This window comes from Microbulbifer mangrovi, assembly GCF_002009015.1.
GTDB lineage: Bacteria > Pseudomonadota > Gammaproteobacteria > Pseudomonadales > Cellvibrionaceae > Microbulbifer > Microbulbifer mangrovi.
Genome location: NZ_LZDE01000326.1, coordinates 1 through 16,193, shown reverse-complemented (window position 1 = coordinate 16,193; position 16,193 = coordinate 1). Strand labels below are relative to the sequence as shown.

At 57.6% G+C, this 16,193-nt stretch carries 13 protein-coding genes; 7 read left to right on the top strand and 6 right to left on the bottom strand.

What is annotated here, in order from left to right; genetic code table 11:
• Positions 1 to 31 precede the first annotated feature (31 nt).
• The 3 genes from B4U49_RS12780 to B4U49_RS12770 are packed head-to-tail and all read left to right on the top strand — an operon-like array spanning position 32 to position 2,200.
• Entirely contained in the window at positions 32 to 1,234 is a 1,203-nt protein-coding gene (locus B4U49_RS12780; RefSeq protein WP_078084991.1) for a cupin domain-containing protein, read from the top strand.
• Positions 1,235 to 1,245: 11 nt separating this feature from the next.
• Complete coding sequence (locus tag B4U49_RS12775) at positions 1,246 to 1,707, top strand: GNAT family N-acetyltransferase (protein ID WP_078084990.1); 462 nt, start codon at positions 1,246 to 1,248, stop codon at positions 1,705 to 1,707.
• A complete protein-coding gene (locus B4U49_RS12770; protein WP_143735655.1) occupies positions 1,685 to 2,200 on the top strand; it encodes a DUF7931 domain-containing protein in 516 nt (171 codons plus the stop codon). The genes B4U49_RS12775 and B4U49_RS12770 overlap by 23 nt, the downstream gene beginning before the upstream one ends.
• 54 nt (positions 2,201 to 2,254) lie before the next feature.
• Here B4U49_RS12770 and B4U49_RS12765 read toward each other — a convergent pair whose 3' ends face one another.
• Positions 2,255 to 3,793 (bottom strand): SulP family inorganic anion transporter, encoded by a 1,539-nt coding sequence (locus B4U49_RS12765; protein WP_078084988.1) that lies wholly within the window; start codon positions 3,791 to 3,793, stop codon positions 2,255 to 2,257.
• Positions 3,794 to 4,012: 219 nt separating this feature from the next.
• Here B4U49_RS12765 and B4U49_RS12760 point away from each other — a divergent pair, with 219 nt between their 5' ends.
• Together B4U49_RS12760 and B4U49_RS12755 are read left to right on the top strand one after the other, a co-directional pair.
• Positions 4,013 to 4,681 carry a response regulator transcription factor gene (locus B4U49_RS12760; RefSeq protein ID WP_078084987.1) on the top strand — a complete coding sequence of 223 codons (669 nt, stop codon included), beginning with the start codon at positions 4,013 to 4,015 and terminating at the stop codon, positions 4,679 to 4,681.
• Entirely contained in the window at positions 4,678 to 6,087 is a 1,410-nt protein-coding gene (locus B4U49_RS12755; RefSeq protein WP_078084986.1) for a sensor histidine kinase, read from the top strand. Before B4U49_RS12760 ends, B4U49_RS12755 begins: the two co-directional genes overlap by 4 nt.
• A 9-nt stretch (positions 6,088 to 6,096) precedes the next feature.
• Here B4U49_RS12755 and B4U49_RS12750 read toward each other — a convergent pair whose 3' ends face one another.
• The 5 genes from B4U49_RS12750 to B4U49_RS12730 form a co-directional block, all read right to left on the bottom strand.
• On the bottom strand, positions 6,097 to 8,430 hold the full coding sequence (locus B4U49_RS12750; protein ID WP_143735654.1) for an FdhF/YdeP family oxidoreductase: 2,334 nt from the start codon (positions 8,428 to 8,430) through the stop codon (positions 6,097 to 6,099).
• Entirely contained in the window at positions 8,427 to 9,275 is an 849-nt protein-coding gene (gene fdhD, locus B4U49_RS12745) for a formate dehydrogenase accessory sulfurtransferase FdhD (protein ID WP_078084984.1), read from the bottom strand. Before fdhD ends, B4U49_RS12750 begins: the two co-directional genes overlap by 4 nt.
• A gap of 60 nt (positions 9,276 to 9,335) precedes the next feature.
• A complete protein-coding gene (locus B4U49_RS12740) occupies positions 9,336 to 9,656 on the bottom strand; it encodes a heavy metal-binding domain-containing protein (RefSeq protein WP_078084983.1) in 321 nt (106 codons plus the stop codon).
• 129 nt (positions 9,657 to 9,785) lie between these two features.
• Complete coding sequence (locus tag B4U49_RS12735; RefSeq protein ID WP_078084982.1) at positions 9,786 to 11,960, bottom strand: malate synthase G; 2,175 nt, start codon at positions 11,958 to 11,960, stop codon at positions 9,786 to 9,788.
• A 129-nt stretch (positions 11,961 to 12,089) separates the two neighbouring features.
• Entirely contained in the window at positions 12,090 to 13,025 is a 936-nt protein-coding gene (locus B4U49_RS12730) for a LysR family transcriptional regulator (RefSeq protein ID WP_078084981.1), read from the bottom strand.
• A gap of 207 nt (positions 13,026 to 13,232) precedes the next feature.
• Between B4U49_RS12730 and B4U49_RS12720 the strand changes: the two genes are divergently transcribed.
• Together B4U49_RS12720 and B4U49_RS18885 are read left to right on the top strand one after the other, a co-directional pair.
• Positions 13,233 to 14,831 carry an isocitrate lyase gene (locus B4U49_RS12720; protein WP_078084979.1) on the top strand — a complete coding sequence of 533 codons (1,599 nt, stop codon included), beginning with the start codon at positions 13,233 to 13,235 and terminating at the stop codon, positions 14,829 to 14,831.
• Between the two features lie 261 nt (positions 14,832 to 15,092).
• Positions 15,093 to 16,193: cellulose binding domain-containing protein (locus B4U49_RS18885; protein WP_193432847.1), on the top strand; the 1,101-nt coding region annotated here is incomplete at its 3' end.

Sequence of the window (16,193 nt, the reverse complement as noted above, 5' to 3'; positions counted from 1 at the left end):
AATTCAAGACCAACCATCCGGAGATATCGCCATGACCGAGTCAGGCCAGCGCCATTCCGTTGAACCTCTGACCCACCTTGGCGACATCCCGGTGGAAACTTTCCTGCGGGAGTACTGGCAGAAAAAGCCATTACTGATCCGCAACGCCTTTCCCGACTTTGTTTCTCCCATCTCTGGAGAGGAGTTGGCCGGGATGGCACTGGAAGAAGAAATCGAGTCCCGCCTGATCGAGGAAAACGGTATCGAGGGCCCCTGGCAATTGCGTACCGGGCCCTTCACCGAAGAAGACTTCTTCAACCTGCCCAAAACCCACTGGACACTGCTGATTCAGGCTGTGGACCAGTGGATTCCGGAAGTGGCCGACCTGAAGGATCACTTCCGCTTTATTCCCGACTGGCGCCTCGACGACATCATGATCAGCTATGCCGCTGACCAGGGCAGCGTCGGTCCCCACTACGACTTCTACGATGTGTTCCTGCTGCAGGCCGAGGGCAATCGCCGCTGGCATCTGGGTCCCAAGGCAGATGCAAGCAGCCCGCGCGTCGAGGGCACGCCCCTGAACATCCTCAAGGAATTCGATGCCGAAGCCAGCTGGCTGCTCGAGCCGGGGGATATGCTGTATCTGCCGCCCCAATTCAGCCACTGGGGTATCGCCGAAGGCGGCTGTACCACCATATCTGTCGGTTTTCGCGCGCCCTCTGCACGCACCATGCTGGAAGACCTGGCTGCGGAACTGGGTGCGGGCCTGCCGGATCACTACCGTTATACCGATCCCGATCTGGAGCTGCCGTTCAACCCGTCGGAAATCGATCAGCAGACCGTTGCCAGGGTGCAACGCCACCTGGCCGAGTGGCTACAGCAGCCGCAGAATATCGCCCAGTGGTTCGGCGCCATCATGACCGAAGCCAAATATCCCGACACCATCGCGCTGGATGCGGGCTCCGCGGAAGACTGGCGGGAGCAGTTGGCTGCTGGCGGCAGCCTGATACTCAATCCAGGCTCCCGCTGTGCCTTCTGTCGCGAGCCAGCCAGCCTGTTTATCGATGGCGAAGCCTTCCCTGCCCCCCTGCTGTTTGCCGAGGGCTTCTGTAATACCCACGCATTGGACCAGAGTGATGTAGATGCCTATCCGGAGCTGGCCGCCAGCAACGGATTGCTCGACCAGCTGGTTTCTCAGGGCAGTCTCATTTACCCTGAAGCGCTGGAATCCGACGACACGGATGCAGAAGACTAGGAGAATGTTTGATGAGTCTGTTTGTACGCCTCGCCGACTGGCAGACGGATCGGGAAGCCATTCGAGGTATTCGCCAAAAGGTATTCGTCGAAGAACAGAATGTCCCTGAAGATCTGGAATGGGACGAACACGAGGAAAGCGCGCAACACTTCCTCGTCTACCACCACAACAAGCCTATCGGCACCGGCCGCCTTACCGGCGGCGGCAAGATCGGGCGCATGGCAATACTGAAAGACGCGCGCGGCCTGGGCGCAGGGCTGGAGCTGCTCAAGCGAATCTGCAAATTTGCACGGGTCTCCGGCCAGAAGAATGTGTACCTGAACGCCCAGGTACAAGCGATTCCGTTTTACGAAAAAGCCGGATTCGCGGTAACAGGGGAAGAGTTCATGGAAGCGGATATCCCGCACGTGCGCATGGATCTGACCCTGAGCGACAAGGAACCTTGCGAGAATGCCGACGACTGCAACCGGTAACGTGCCGACGGCGAATACTGAGGTGCTTCAACTGGCGGACGAGAGCGGTTTCCGCGAGGCGCTTCAGCAGCTTATTGGCGCGTGTCGTCGCCACCTGCGCATCTATTCCCAGAGCCTGCCGAGAGCCCTGTACAGCGACCCGGTCACCATTCAGGCGCTGTCGGATTTTGCCCGCAGCAGCCGCTACGCGCGCATACAAATTCTTATTACTGACACCGCCCCACTCCTGCGCCATCCTCACCGGATTCTGCCGCTCATTCAGCGATTGAGTAGCCGCATCGAACTGAAAAAAATTCAGCCCACAAGTGAACCCACCGACTGGGAATTCGCCCTCGCCGATCGCGATCATGTACTACAGAAAACCGATTTGGAAAAATGGGCGGGCTCCTATCACCCACAAAACCCGGTCCGGGTCAGGCAGCTCCAGGAAATCTTTGACCAGGCCTGGCTTCACGCGCGCCCGGACACCGAACTGAAGCGCTTGTCGCTGTAACGGCCTTCCCTGGCCGCAGCAGCGCAAGTATCGCATCCGCGGAATCGCCGTTGTTTAAGCAGCCTCTTTGAGGCTGCGCTCGTCCCAGATCGGCACCACATTTTTACGCTCTATCACGTCTACATCGATCCCCCGTGCAGATGCAGTATCGATAAAATCTGCAATAGCTTCTGCCACATCGTGATTGATATATATACAGTTTCGCTTATCGAGAATCACGTGGGCGTTATCGGGGATTTCGCTCAACTCTTTCCGAATGGCGCCCTTGTTCAGGAAGGTGACCTCTTCAGCCAGCTGCATATTGATGCGAATGCGATCGCCTTCTTCCGTATCCTGCTTTTTGTGCAGGAAGTGGGAGTTGAGGTAGTTGCGTCGCAGTAGTGCGAAAATAGCAGCGACCATGCCGACACCGACGCCGGTCAGCAGATCGGTAAACAACACACCGAGTACGGTGATCACAAACGGTACGAACTGCTCCATACCGTTGTCCCACATCTTGCGGAACAGTGCGGGCTTGGCGAGTTTGTAGCCGGTCAGGATCAACACCGCAGCCAGGACGCCCAGCGGAATCATATTCAGCCAACTGGGCAAGGTCGCCACACACACCAGTAGCAGGACGCCGTGACAGATGGTGGACGCCTTGGAGCGCGCGCCGGTCTGCAGATTGACCGAGCTACGCACGATCACCTGGGTTACCGGCAGGCCACCAATCAGGCCGGAGAAGGAGTTGCCAACGCCCTGCGCCACCAGCTCGCGGTTAGTCGGGGTGGTACGTTTCAGCGGATCCATTTTGTCGATGGCCTCGACACTAAGCAAGGTTTCCAGGCTTGCTACCACCGCGATAGTCAGCGCAACCGTCCACACCAGTGGATTCGCCAACTGTGAGAAATCGGGCAGTGTGAACAGGCCCACGAATTCATTGAAACTTGTGGCTACCGGGACGCTCACCAGATGCGATCCTTCGAGATTCACGCCCGTGGAATTGGCGAACGCGAGGGATAACAGCACCGCGGAGAGTACCGCGACCACCGGACCAGGCACTATCGCCAACCAGCGTGATCGCTTTATCAGAGGCGTCTCCCACGCAATCAGCAATCCCAGGGATAGCGCGAAAATGGCCAGTACGCCCGGATGCACAGCGCTCAGTAGAGACAAGGCACCGTCGCTTATGGAAGCCCCTTCCGGCAGGCCAAATGCATAGGGGATTTGCTTCAGCACGATGATCAGACCGATACCGGTGAGCATGCCGTTGATCACAGACGACGGAAAGAAGTAACCGAAAATGCCGGCTCGCAAAAGCCCCAGCAAAATCTGCATCAGGCCACCGAGCACTACCGCCAGCAAAAATATTTCGAATGAGCCCAAGGTTTCAATCGCACTCAGCACGATTACCGTGAGGCCCGCTGCCGGACCGGATACACCGAGGCGCGATCCGCTGACCGCGCCCACTACAGTACCGCCGACAATGCCCGCGATCAGTCCGGAGAACAGTGGCGCACCGGAAGCTAGCGCCACACCAAGGCACAGCGGTAGTGCCACAAAAAATACTACGACACTCGCGGGAATGTCTTTTTTCAGATTCTGCAAATCCATCACCAGCAACTCCTGTACAGCAAATCAGTCAATGTGATCGACGGAAACTGCGACCACTGTGGCTAACACCGTCAGAGTCGCAAGGGACGGGAGAATACGTGCCGAGGCTTTCAGCAACCTTTCACCACCCCAGATAATGGAATGTCTTATCAGTCAGGTACGCTCGTGAAGAATCGTGTATCTTTCGCTCACCCGATATCCAAGTGAATACCCAAGCATATGAATGTACTGCTGGTAGAAGATGACCCGCTGATCGCAATGGGGCTGGTGCAGGCGCTTAAACAAAGCGCGTACACCGTGCTGCATGCCCCCTATGGCGAACGCGCGGATGGCCTGCTACGAGCCAACGACGTAGACCTGATCATTCTCGATCTTGGATTGCCGGATATGGACGGCCTTGAGCTCCTCCGCAAACTGCGTGCGCGCCAGAGCCGCGTACCGGTACTGGTACTGACCGCCCGCGACGGCGTAGAACAACAGGTTGCCGCGCTCGATCAGGGCGCCGACGACTATATGGAAAAGCCGTTCGACCTCAGGGAACTGGAGGCGCGTCTGCGTGCGCTGCTGCGACGCAGCCACAATCTCTCTACTGACGAGGTAAATCTTGGCAACCTGAAGCTAAGCCCTTTCCAGCGCACAGCAACCCTGAATGATGAGCGACTCGAATTACCCGCTCGGGAATATGAGATTCTCGAAATCCTGGCATTGTGTGCGGGCAAAGTTGTCACCAAAGCGCGTCTAGCGCACAGGCTGAGCCGAGAGGGTGACGAGGTCGGCGACAACGCGGTCGAAGTCTACGTGCATCGGTTGCGGCGACGGCTCAGAGAATCCGGACTGGCCATTCGCACCCAGCGCGGCGCGGGTTACGTGCTGGAGGTAGCCAATTGAGCACCCGCCTCGATCTGCGTTCACTGCTCTTGCTACTCGTTGGCGGGCCGCTGTTTGTTTTGCTGTTGATCGAAATGTTGATCACCTTCGGCATCGGCTTGCACGTCACAAATCAGGTGTTCGACCGCTGGTTGCTCGACTCGGCGTACTCCCTCGCGCAGGAAGTTCGTCGGGAAAACGGAGAGCTCGTGCTGCATGCGGATGAGGTCGCCATCGAAGTATTCAAGTGGGATGAGCTGGACGAGGTTTTCTACCGCGTCTCCACACTCGATGGCCAGGTACTTGGGGGCAAAAGTGAAGCCTGGGTAAACCTGAAAATCGCCACTCTGGAACGCGGACCCGTTTTCACCAACGTCAAAATAGGCGACCAGTGGGTACGCAGCGTCACCCTGCTTGCCAATGCAGAATCCCCCGGCGATAGTGCAGTGGTTAGCGTTGCGGAAACCCTGCATAAACGAATCCCTCCTTCTCGCACACTGATGCTGGAAGTGGTCCTCTCCAAGGCGGCTATGATTGTAGTTGCCCTGCTGGTGGTTGCTTTCGCCCTCGGCCGCGGCATTCGTCCCCTGCTGAGGCTCAGCCAGGAACTCGCGAGCCGCAGTCCGCGGGATCTGACGCCCATCAGTACACCGCCCGCACCCAAAGAGGTTCGCACAGTAATCGACAACACCAACCGCCTGCTGGAGCGACTGGACGATGCGTTCAGTGCGCGTGAGCAGTTTATTGGCAACATTTCCCACCAGCTGAAAACACCGCTCGCGGGGATCAAACTACAGGCTCAGCTGGCGTTACGGGAACAGAGTCTCGACGCTACCCATCAGGCATTGGAACGGATTTGCCAGACCACCGACGCCATGACACACCTGAACAACCAGCTGCTGAAACTGGCACGTGCAGAAACGGCATCGGGCCGCGGATTGCGCAACGAACAGGTCGCCCTGGACAACGTAGTCCGCGAGGCAACAGAAAGCCTCAGGGAACTGGCGCGCGACCGCAACGTTACGCTGCACCAAAACTTCACCGGTAAATCCCCTGATGTTTTCAAAGTTTCTGGAGAGTATTTCCTGCTGCGGGAACTGGTGTGGAACCTGATGGAAAACGCCATCCTCTATGTACCAGAGGGCGGCAATGTATGGGTGGAACTCGACCGAGAAAACGACAGGATTCAACTCACGGTAAAAGATGATGGCCTGGGCATTCCCCGAGAGCACTGGCCACAGATTTTCGAGCGCTTTTTCCGCTCAAAGATTACCGGTGAAGGCTGCGGCCTTGGTCTCGCCATCGTAAAAGAAATCGCATTTGCCCACGGCGCCACAGTCGAGCTCCAGCAAGCTCCCGACACCAACGGTGCCTATTTCGTATGTACTTTCCCGACAGAAGGAAATCCGGCAAAAGCAACAGCCTAAACCCCTCGATCAAACGATCCGCTCGGGTGCGCTGTTCGGCTCCAGGCGGATCGCAATGTATTTGGAAGTGGGTGTAAAACTGTCAATACCGTAGCTCTCCAGCGGAACCAGAGGGTTCGCTTCCGGGTAATAGGCCGCGGCCTGCCCCTTGGGAATATCGAAAGCAATCAGGGTAAACCCTGCAACCCGGCGCTCGACATCATCACTCCACAGGGAAACGATATCCACTTTCTGGCGATCGGCAAATCCCAGGCGGTGAATATCCTCCAGGTGAGCGAACAGTACATGGCGCTCTCCTTTTACTCCGCGATAGCGGTCATTGAGACCGTAAACAGTGGTGTTGTACTGGTCGTGGGAGCGCAAGGTCTGTAATACCAGGTCGGCATTGCGCGCACCGCGCTTGCCGATTTTTGCCAGTACCTCCTGCGGCAGGGGTGCGGGCAGCGAGTGACTGTAGAAATTGGCTTTCTCGTTTGCGGTATGCCACTGTCGTTTGCCAGCCGGATTTTGCAGGTAAAACCCGCCCGGTGCCTGCAGTTTCTCCTCAAAGTTTTCAAAGCCCGGTATGACTTCTGCGATCAGCTCGCGAATGCGCCGATAATCCTCCGTGAGTTCGACCCAGGGCACCGGAACACTGCCCAGTGCGGCCTGCGCGATCCCTGCAATAATCGCCGGCTCCGAACGCATCTCCGGAGAGAGCGGTTTGAGCTGACCGTAGGAAGCGTGGACCATGCTGAACGAGTCCTCTACCGTTACCGCCTGCGGGCCACTGTGCTGTTGATCGATGTCGGAACGGCCAAGGCACGGCAGGATCAGCGCCTTCTTGCCAGTCACCAGATGACTGCGATTGAGTTTGGTACTGATCTGTACCGTGAGATCGCAGTTGCGCAGCGCGCCGTGGGTGCGGGCGCTGTCCGGTGTCGCCTGGGCGAAGTTGCCGCCGAGTCCGATAAACACTTTCACTTTCTCGGCAAGCATCGCCTCGATGGTTTTCACCACGTTGTAGCCGTGCGATCGAGGTGCTGAGAATTCAAACCTGTGTTCCAGTGCATCGAGAAACGCGGCCGATGGGCACTCATCGATGCCCATGGTGCGATCGCCCTGCACATTGCTGTGCCCCCGCACCGGGCAGAGCCCGGCACCGGGACGACCGACCTGCCCGCGCAATAATTGCAGGTTGGTAATTTCCTGAATCGTGGCTACGGAGTGACGGTGCTGGGTAACGCCCATGGCCCAGCAGATGATGGTGGCGTTACTGCGGCAATAAATATGTGCCGCCCGTTCAATCTCATCTTTCTCCAGCCCGCTAAAAGACTGGATTTCGTCCCATGATGTAGCCGCAACCTGAGCGCGGTAGTCTTCGAAGCCCACACAGTGCTCGTGAATAAATTCAAGGTCGAGCGGGCCGGTGGATTCGCCCTGCTCCGCCTCGTCCTGCCACTGGAACAGAAACTTGGCAATACCGCGGATCGCCGCCATATCTCCACCGAGGGACGGACGCAAATAGGCGGTATTCAGGGCCATTTCCCCACCGGTCAGCATCTGTACAGGGTCCTGAGGCGCCTGGAATCGCTCCAGGCCCCGTTCGCGCAGGGGGTTCAGCACAACGACCTGGGCCCCGCGCTCTACCGCATCGCTCAAAGGCTCGAGCATGCGCGGGTGATTGGTGCCCGGATTCTGGCCGATGACGAATATCGCCTCTGCTTTTTCAAAATCCTCGTAGGTCACCGTGCCTTTACCGGTGCCGATACTCTGTTTTAGCGCGACGCCGCTGGCCTCATGACACATATTCGAGCAATCGGGCAGATTGTTGGTGCCAAATGCGCGGGCAAAAAGCTGGTACAGGAATGCCGCTTCGTTACTGGCGCGACCGGAGGTATAGAATGCGGCCTGGTCTGGTGTCTCAAGCGCTTTCAGGTGGCTGGCGATCAGAGCAAATGCCTCGTCCCAGGATATGGGCTGGTAATGCGCACCCTCCCCGTCATACAGCATCGGCTCCGTCAGTCGCCCCTGATACTCGAGCCAGTAATCGTCCTCGGCGAGCAGGTCTTTCAGACTGTGGCGAGCGAAGAATTCACGATCCACACCGCGCCCGGATGCCTCCCAGTTCACCGCTTTGGCACCGTTTTCGCAGAAACGGATGTGCCCTTCCTTCGGCGCCTCTCCCCAGGCACACCCGGGACAGTCAAAGCCGCCGTTTTGATTGGTCTGCAGCATGGCGCGCAGATTCTTGAACGGCTGCCGGCTGTCAAGCCAGGCGTGGGCAACACTGCGCAATGCGCCCCAACCCGCCGCGGGCTTCTTGTACGGACGAAAACGGAATCGATCAACAGGCGTTTTCATTGAGATACCTCGGCGGGTGAATTAGGTTCTGAGCCAGGATCTATTCCGCGGCCACTGTAAAGTCGCGCCGGGCCCTGTACAGGTTGGTGCAACAGATTGAGATAATATTTTCGCGCCCAGCGTACCGCCATATCTGATGGAGACGCGAGGCTGACCAGGGTGCTCACCCCGCTACACACGGATTTCTGGACCAATTCGAGACTGCAGCGACTGGTGATGGCGACGAAACCTTGTCGCATATCAATACCCTCACACACGCAGGCCCCAATCAATTTATCCAGCGCATTGTGGCGACCGATATCCTCGCGACAGAATCGCGTCTCGCCACGCTCGTCAACGTAAATCGCTGCGTGCATTGCGCCACTGGAATGCAAGTGTTGCTGGGCATTCTGAAAACGCGCGCGCAAACCGGAAATCTGTTCCGCAGGTGGCAGCTGGTTGAAGTTTATCCCGGGTGAATGGGTGATGGGTTTCAGCGCCTGGGCAAGTGCATCGACGCCACACAGGCCGCAGCTGCTGGTGCCAGCCATGGTTCTTCGCGAGACTTTGAGCTGATTCAGGGTGCGCTGATTGAGCGTCATATCCAGGACGACACTGTCTTCCTGCAGACTGACATCGAGATCCAGAAGTTGATCCGGGTGCGAGATGACACCACTGGTAAGACTGAACCCGAGCGCGAAATCCTCCAGCGCGCCGGGAGACGCCATCATCACTGCGTGACTGATGCCGTTGTAGCAAAAAGCAACCGCCACCTCCTGTGCCAGCGGTTGCTGACCTTCGAGAGGTACCCCGGCAGTTTTCAGTAACAGGTAATGCTCGTCGTTGTGCTTGCTGCTATCAATCATAACCACCTATCAATACCACCGGTCAGCTCGGTCGATCCGCAAAACCTTTACGCGAATCTTTTAGCGAATTCTTACCGCGGTGCCACTGACGCTGACCATCATCATGCCACCATTTTGGCCAACCACCTCGTAATCCAGATCGATACCGACGATGGCATTGCCGCCCAGGGAACGGGTCTGCGCCTCAATTTCCGCAAAGGCTATTTTGCGCGCCTTGGCCATTTCCCGTTCGTAGGAGCCAGAACGCCCCCCGATGATGTCGGTAATGGAGCCGAAGATGTCCTTGAAGATATTGGCGCCGAGAATGGCCTCGCCGACGACCACGCCGAGATAGTCCTCGATCTGGCGACCTTCGACAGTGGGAGTGGTGGTTTTGAGCATGCTGATTCCTTCCGTAGTTGCTGGATCGTATTGTCGACTACAGCCAGCTTACACAAATAAAAAGCCCCGCGCGCGGCGGGGCATTTTATTTCATGTCGGTCTGCTTTTCACAGGGAATCCGCTACCGGATCAAGGCTGACTGGCCTTGAATTCGCGGCGACGGCGATGCAGGACCGGCTCGGTATAACCGTTAGGTTGACTGCACCCCTCAAACACCAGCTCGCAGGCAGCCTTGAAAGCGATACTCTGATCAAAGTTTGGCGCCATATCGCGGTAGGCGGCATCACCGGCATTCTGGCGATCCACCACGGCCGCCATGCGCTGCATGGTTTCCTCGACCTGCGCCCGGGTACAGATGCCCTGCTTCAACCAGTTGGCGATATGCTGGGACGAAATACGCAGTGTGGCGCGGTCTTCCATCAGCCCCACATCGTTAATGTCCGGAACCTTGGAGCAGCCTACCCCCTGATCGATCCAGCGCACCACGTAGCCAAGAATACCCTGCGCGTTGTTGTCCAACTCACGCTGGATTTCGTCACCACTCCACTGCGGATTTGATGCGACCGGCACGGTAAGGATGTCATCCAGGCTCGCCGGTTTACGCGCTGCCAGTTCTTGCTGAACTTCAGCCACATCGACTTTGTGATAATGCAGGGCATGCAGGGTCGCCGCGGTCGGCGAAGGGACCCACGCGGTATTCGCGCCCGCCAGGGGATGGGCAATTTTTGCCTGCATCATCGCCGACATCTGATCCGGGATTGGCCACATACCTTTACCGATCTGGGCGCGCCCTTTCAGTCCGGTGGCCAGCCCCGTGTCTACGTTCCAGTCCTCGTAGGCAGAAATCCACTTGGACTGCTTCATGTCGCCCTTGCGAATCATCGGTCCGGCCAGCATCGAGGTGTGGATCTCGTCACCGGTGCGGTCCAGGAAGCCGGTGTTGATGAACACGACACGCGACTTGGCAGCTGCAATACAGGCTTTAAGGTTGACCGTGGTACGGCGCTCCTCATCCATGATGCCCATTTTCAGGGTATTACGGGCAAGCCCCAGCGCGTCTTCAATGCGATCAAACAGGGTGTTGGCGAATGCAACCTCCTCGGGGCCATGCATCTTCGGTTTTACGATATACACACTGCCACTGCGAGAGTTTTTCAGCGGGCCATTGCCACGCAGATCGTGCATGGCGATCAGGCTGGTGATCATGCCATCGAGGATGCCCTCGGGCACTTCATTGCCATCTTTATCGAGCACCGCATCGTTGGTCATCAGGTGACCCACATTGCGCACGAACATCAGGCTGCGACCCGGCAGGGTTACCTTGCCGCCTTCCACACCACTGTATTCGCGGTCCGGGTTCAGAGTTCGCAGGATTTCCTTGCCGCCCTTGCTGACCTTTTCCTGAAGATCGCCTTTCATCAGGCCGAGCCAGTTGCGGTACACCACAACCTTGTCCTCGGCGTCGACCGCGGCCACAGAATCCTCGCAATCCATGATGGTGGTGAGCGCGGATTCCACAAGAATGTCTTTTACACCGGCCTTGTCGGTTTTGCCGATGGGGCTTTCGCGATCGATCTGGATTTCAAAATGCAGACCATTGTGGGCCAGCAGCAGCGCCTCGGGTGCCTCCTGAGGGCCGCGGTAACCGATAAACTGGCGACTGTTCTGCAGCACCGCAACCTTGCCATTGCGCAGGGAAACTTCGAACAGGGAGCCGTTGATCCGGTACTCGCGCACGTCCGTGTGGCTCGCCCCGTTTAGCGGCGCCGCCTGGTCGAGAAACTCGCGGCCGTAAGCAATCACCTTGTCACCGCGCACCGGGTTGTACTCACCGGTTTTCTCCGCGCCGCCGTCTTCGCTGATCACGTCGGTGCCATACAGCGCATCGTACAGACTGCCCCAACGGGCGTTGGCGGCATTCAGCGCGTAGCGGGCATTCATCACCGGCACCACCAGCTGGGGACCGGCCATGGTGGCGATTTCGGCATCCACATTCTCGGTGGTTGCGGTGAAGTCCGCCGGTTCATCGACCAGATATCCGATCTCTTTCAGGAACGCCTTGTAGGCTTCGAGATCCTTGTAACCCTCGGGGTTGTCGCTGTACCACCGGTCCATACGGGCCTGGATATCGTCGCGTTTGGCCAGCAACGCGCGGTTTACCGGTGCAAGGTCGTTGACAATTTTTTCGAATTCCGCCCAGAACACATCGGCGTCGACCCCGGTGCCGGGAATCACTTCCTGTGCAATCAATGCGTGAAGCTCTGAGGCGATCTGCAGACCGCCAATACGGATTCTTTCCGTCATGTCTGACCTCTTGGTACTGGTGCTAGGGACTGGTGAGTTGCGGCATTCTAAACAGGGAAAGTTACATATCGCTAATTTATAGGCACTATCTTCGATATTCTCAAAATGAATTATAGCCGCCAACCCCCGTTACAATTGGCGCCCTACATCGAGAATCAGACGCCGCATCCAGCGGTGTGGCGCGCTCTGCTGCAGCAGTGGGCTCCAGGCCATTTTCAGCTCCAGAGGCGGTATCTTCAGTGGCGGTTCCCGGAGTGCCACCCGGGGATTGCTGGTTGCAAGCTGGGCCAGACGGGTCGGCACGGTGACGATCAGATCGCTCTGCTCAGCCAACAGCATGGCCACCTGATAGTGACGGGTAAATACCGAAATATCGCGCTTCTGTCCCAGGCGGCCGATGGCTTCATCCACCCACCCCAGGCGCTGCACATCTTCCGGATTCACCCCAACACCCACACCCATGCCGGTTTTGCTGACCCAGATGTGCTGTGCGTTCAGATAACTCTCCAGATTGTAGTCCTGCAGTATCGGGTTATCCGTACGCATCGCACAGGAGAAGGTGTCACTCCAGATAGTCGCCTGGTGGAAGCTCTGCGGCATGGAGTCAAAGCGGTTGATGACCATGTCCACCTTGCCCTGTTCCACATCCACAAAGCTCACGTCACTGGGCGTCATGATGTCTAGACTGATACCAGGAGCACTGACGCGTAATTGTTTTAGTAGCGGCGGTATTAGTGTGGATTCCGCGTAGTCACTCGCCATGATTCGGAAGGTGCGACGGGCATCTGCCGGCGCAAAATCCCGATTGGGCTGGATCACCTGGTCAATCGCGGCAAGCGCCTCGCGTACCATGGGCTGCAGCTCCATGGCGCGCTCGGTGGGCATCATGCCCTCCCGGGTACGCACCAGGAGCGGGTCGCCGAACAGTTCGCGCAGGCGTTTCAGGCCATTACTCATAGCGGGCTGGGACAGTCCCAGCTGGTTGGCGGCACGGGTGACGTTGCGCTCGCGCAGCAGGACATCGAGGTAGACCAGCAGGTTTAGATCAGCTCTTTCCAGATTCATGGGCGGGGGCTCTCGGCCGGCACTACTGGCCGGGATCAGGTTGTTGTCAGTTCAGTGTTACCAAGGGGTTCAGGCAAATATTCACTATTTGGATAGCGAGAATCAGAACAATAAATTAGCCAAATTATGCCAGCACTCCTACGATACGCACAACCTAACCGCAGTCACCTTTTCGAAGAAATTCGAGGAAATTTGAGGAAACACAGCATGTCCACTTACTCTCAAGAAATCGAAGCGGCAGCAAAGCTCTGTGACAAGAACGGCAGCAGCTGGGATGCCATCAGCCCGGAATCTGTTGCGCGTATGCGTCTGCAGAACAAGTTCAAAAACGGCCTGGACATCGCCAAGTACACTGCCGATATCATGCGCAAGGACATGGCTGCCTACGACAAGGACTCCTCCAAGTACACCCAGTCGCTGGGTTGCTGGCACGGATTCATCGGCCAGCAGAAAATGATTTCCATCAAGAAACACTTCGAAGGCAAGACCGACCGCCGCTACCTGTACCTGTCCGGCTGGATGGTTGCCGCCCTGCGCAGTGAGTTTGGCCCCCTGCCCGACCAGTCCATGCACGAAAAGACTTCTGTTGCTGCACTGATCGAAGAGCTGTACACCTTCCTGCGCCAGGCCGACGCCCGCGAACTTGGCGGCCTGTTCCGCGAGCTGGATGCAGCCCGCGAAGCTGGCGACGAAGTGGCTGCCAAGGCGATTCAGAACAAAATCGATAACCATGTAACCCACGTGGTGCCGATCATCGCCGATATCGACGCTGGCTTCGGTAACGCGGAAGCCACCTACCTGCTGGCCAAGAAAATGATCGAAGCCGGTGCCTGCTGTATCCAGATCGAGAACCAGGTTTCCGACGAGAAGCAGTGTGGTCACCAGGACGGTAAAGTGACCGTACCCCACGAGGACTTCCTGGCCAAGATCCGCGCTGTACGTTACGCCTTCCTCGAGCTGGGTGTCGACAACGGTGTGATCGTTGCACGTACCGACTCCCTGGGTGCCGGCCTGACAAAACAGATCGCGGTAACCAAAGAGCCGGGCGATCTGGGCGACCAGTACAACGCCTTCCTGGATTGCGAGGAAGTTTCCGAAGCCGATCTGAAAAATGGCGATGTGATCATCAATCGCAACGGCAAGCTGCTGCGTCCGAAGCGTCTGGCATCCAACCTGTTCCAGTTCAAGAAAGGCACCGGTGAAGCCCGCTGCGTACTCGACAGCGTAACCTCCCTGCAAAACGGCGCTGACCTGATCTGGATCGAAACCGAGAAGCCCCACGTTCGTCAGATCGGCGGCATGATGGATGAGATTCGCAAGCAGGTGCCGGACGCGAAACTGGTGTACAACAACAGCCCGTCCTTCAACTGGACCCTGAACTTCCGCCAGCAGGTATTCGATGCCTGGAAGGAAGAAGGTAAGGATGTTTCCGCGTACGAGCGCGACAACTTGATGAGCGCAGAATACGACGAGACCGAACTGTCCAAAGAGGCGGATAACAAAATCCGTACCTTCCAGGCAGATGCGGCGCGCGAGGCTGGTATCTTCCACCACCTCATCACCCTGCCGACCTACCACACCGCGGCACTGTCTACGGACAACCTGGCCAAGGAGTACTTCGGTGAGAAAGGCATGCTGGGTTACGTCGAGGGCGTACAGCGCAAGGAAATCCGTCAGGGCATCGCCTGCGTGAAGCACCAGAACATGGCCGGCTCGGACATGGGCGACGACCACAAAGAGTACTTCGCCGGTGAAGCCGCGCTGAAAGCTGCTGGTAAAGACAACACCATGAACCAGTTCGGCTGATCGCTTTCAACGAGTGTCCCTGAGAAATCGCTTCACTCACTTCGGGCCGCATCATGCGGCCCATTTTTTTGCCTGTCTTGCGCGTATTTAAACCAGCTCCCGTGACCCCCGTTCCACTTCTCAACGCTTTTTGGCGATCTGTGCGGCCAGTCCAGGTATTCGCACGTCAATAAATCATACATTTCATATGAATCCCAAATTTGGCCGCGCGGCCTGATGGGATTTTTTTATATAAACAGAGAGAAAACGGAGGTTCCGGCAATGCGTCTTTCGCATTTACTGATATCCGCCACGGTGTGCTTCGCAGCACCGGCGGTATTCGCCGCACAGGCGAGCATGAATATACCCAACGACTGGGGACAGGGGGCACAGGCAGAAATCGTTGTACTCAACGACGAGTCAGCACCACTATCCGACTGGACCGTAGAGTTTGACCTGGATGCCCAGATCACCCAGATCTGGAACGGGGTACTGGTTTCCCAAACCGGCAATCACTATGTGGTGGGCCCGGCATCCTATAACAGCACCATCGCCGTCGACGGCCAGGCCAGCGTCGGGTTCCTGGTGAGCCCGGGTGGCATTTCCCCGGTACCCGTGAGCGTCAATGGAGACGGTGGCGGTAGTTCTTCCGGTGGCTCGTCATCTTCCTCATCCTCATCAAGCTCGTCCTCTTCATCGTCATCCAGCTCTTCCAGTTCGTCTTCAAGCTCCTCATCGAGCTCTTCGTCCAGCTCATCCAGCTCGTCCGGGGGCAGCTCGTCTTCCTCTTCATCATCGGGCTCCTCCACTTCTTCTTCCTCCGGTGGCGCCGGCAGCGGCTACCTGAGTTATGAGACGAGCGGTTTTATCACCGTTGACCAGTTCGGTTACCTGCCCGACAGCGAAAAGGTCGCCGTGCTACGCGACCCGCAGCTGGGATACGACAGTGCCGACAGCTACGTGCCCGCATCGGAAATACACGTGATCAACTATGACTCCGGTGAAGTGGTCCACACTACCCAGCCACAAACCTGGAACGGCGGTGCCACGGCGGATAATTCCGGCGACCGGGTGTGGCATATCGACCTCTCTGCCGTGAGCCAGGAAGGCGACTACATTCTTGCCGATGAGAGCAACCAGTTGCGATCACCCGTGTTCCGTATTGCCGCGGATGTGTACCGCCCGGTACTGAAACACGCCGTGCGCAGTTTCTATTACCAGCGTGCCGGCTTTGCCAAACAGGCACCCTACGCGGATGCACGCTGGACTGACGGCGCCAGCCACCTTGGCCAAGGCCAGGATCCCCAGGCCCGCCGCTACAACGCCACCGGTGACGCCTCTACCGAACGGGACCTGCGCGGTGGCTGGTACGACGCCGGTGAC

Bases quoted from the DNA above. Each gene is read 5' to 3' on its own strand.
- B4U49_RS12780 (WP_078084991.1), top strand. From the start codon at position 32: ATGACCGAGTCAGGCCAGCGCCATTCCGTTGAACCTCTGACCCACCTT.
- B4U49_RS12775 (WP_078084990.1), top strand. From the start codon at position 1,246: ATGAGTCTGTTTGTACGCCTCGCCGACTGGCAGACGGATCGGGAAGCC.
- B4U49_RS12770 (WP_143735655.1), top strand. From the start codon at position 1,685: ATGCCGACGACTGCAACCGGTAACGTGCCGACGGCGAATACTGAGGTG.
- B4U49_RS12765 (WP_078084988.1), bottom strand. From the start codon at position 3,793: ATGGATTTGCAGAATCTGAAAAAAGACATTCCCGCGAGTGTCGTAGTA.
- B4U49_RS12760 (WP_078084987.1), top strand. From the start codon at position 4,013: ATGAATGTACTGCTGGTAGAAGATGACCCGCTGATCGCAATGGGGCTG.
- B4U49_RS12750 (WP_143735654.1), bottom strand. From the start codon at position 8,430: ATGAAAACGCCTGTTGATCGATTCCGTTTTCGTCCGTACAAGAAGCCC.
- fdhD (WP_078084984.1), bottom strand. From the start codon at position 9,275: ATGATTGATAGCAGCAAGCACAACGACGAGCATTACCTGTTACTGAAA.
- B4U49_RS12740 (WP_078084983.1), bottom strand. From the start codon at position 9,656: ATGCTCAAAACCACCACTCCCACTGTCGAAGGTCGCCAGATCGAGGAC.
- B4U49_RS12735 (WP_078084982.1), bottom strand. From the start codon at position 11,960: ATGACGGAAAGAATCCGTATTGGCGGTCTGCAGATCGCCTCAGAGCTT.
- B4U49_RS12730 (WP_078084981.1), bottom strand. From the start codon at position 13,025: ATGAATCTGGAAAGAGCTGATCTAAACCTGCTGGTCTACCTCGATGTC.
- B4U49_RS12720 (WP_078084979.1), top strand. From the start codon at position 13,233: ATGTCCACTTACTCTCAAGAAATCGAAGCGGCAGCAAAGCTCTGTGAC.